Source organism: Aporhodopirellula rubra (assembly GCF_014192335.1).
GTDB classification, from domain to species: Bacteria; Planctomycetota; Planctomycetia; order Pirellulales; family Pirellulaceae; genus Rhodopirellula; species Rhodopirellula rubra.
The window spans coordinates 1-1,352 of sequence record NZ_JACHXU010000069.1; the positions used below are offsets into that span (position 1 = coordinate 1).

Genomic DNA, 1,352 nt, shown 5'->3' on the forward strand with positions numbered 1-1,352 from the left:
CTCCGCACGAGGCCGCGTTCGTGAACAGCCGCGGCGATTTTGTTTCGGGTCAGCCTCGCGGCTTCGGAGAACAAATCATTCGGATCCATGGCGTGACCCTCCCCCATGCACTTTTCGAACTACTTTTGCGACATCTCTTCGAGACCCATCAGATCAGGACCAATCAGATCGGGCACCCACGATCGCGATCCCGGATTTCGCCCCACTCATCGATCAAGCGGGCTATCGAAGCTAACGCTTCCCAGCGACCGATCAAGAAAATACGCTCGAAAAAGTTCAAAAAATCTGAACAAAACCACACCACGGGATTGCACCTCCCCCCCAAAGAAGCCAAAATCCACCCCTTTCCCGACACCCCCGCGTTTATTGCGACAGGGTGTCGCCTATAAACATGTTAGGCGTCCCTAGACTTTTGGCATTTCGCATCGAACAAGATGACAGCGATGGACGCGAATCCTTTGGTCCATACACATACCGCATTTATGACGGTGATCGGTTGATTGCGCGTTTCTGGCACGATTACCGCGGTGATGACCACGGCATTGACTTGCTGGTGGGTACCAAACTCGACTGGCCGTTTGGACGCTTCTTTGAATTCGTTGGCGGCGGTGGCCCTGAACCGCTATGTGTGACTGAACGTGGCGCATCCTATCTGCAATCATGTCTCGCGGCGCACCGGGACGCCTAACATGGTTTTTACGCTAGGCCTTCGGCACACCTTCGTTCTATGGCAACGCTCGCTGGCTTTGGTACAATCTCTCGTAGTTCAGGCATTGTTCGCTTCGTTTAGGGCGGTGTCGTAAAAACCTTCCGTTATCCGCCACTCATGAACCCAAGTCTCCACAATCTTCCCGCCGAATTGCCCGACGGTTGGTTTGTAACGCCCTCTGATCGCGCCGCACTGCTCGCCACTGAACTGGCGCGTGAACTTCCTTCAGGCCACTTGCTTGACGGCTTGGCGCTTGATGTCGTCGCGCATCGCGATGGAACTGACGACATCCTGTGCCGGCAGCGCAACCATCCTAATCGCTTCATCGTTGTTCATCTAACTTGGCTCGGACGCACTGAAGTCAATGCTGCCCATCCAGCAGTTGAGGTGAGCGGCACATTCGACGAGTTCCTAGCATACGAGCGTGATATTAACGCCGAGTGACCGTGGCGGATAACATGGTTTTTACGCTAGGCCTTCGGCACACCTTCGTTGTTTGGCAACGCTCGCTGGCATTGGTACAATTTCCAGTAGTTCAGGCGTCGCTCGCTTCGTTTAGGGCGGTGTCGTAAAAACCTTCCGTTGTGCGACTCAATCAAACACGATGGCCACCTTCAACGTTGACGATGCATTGCTTGCCTAC

At 54.3% G+C, this 1,352-nt stretch carries 2 protein-coding genes; both read left to right on the forward strand.

What is annotated here, in order from left to right:
* The first annotated feature begins 412 nt into the window (after positions 1-412).
* Positions 413-688: a hypothetical protein gene (locus FHS27_RS30655; protein WP_184310274.1), complete on the forward strand. Its 276-nt coding sequence runs from the start codon at positions 413-415 to the stop codon at positions 686-688.
* Between the two features lie 138 nt (positions 689-826).
* A complete protein-coding gene (locus tag FHS27_RS30660) occupies positions 827-1,153 on the forward strand; it encodes a hypothetical protein (RefSeq protein ID WP_184310272.1) in 327 nt (108 codons plus the stop codon).
* The last annotated feature ends 199 nt before the right edge of the window (positions 1,154-1,352 follow it).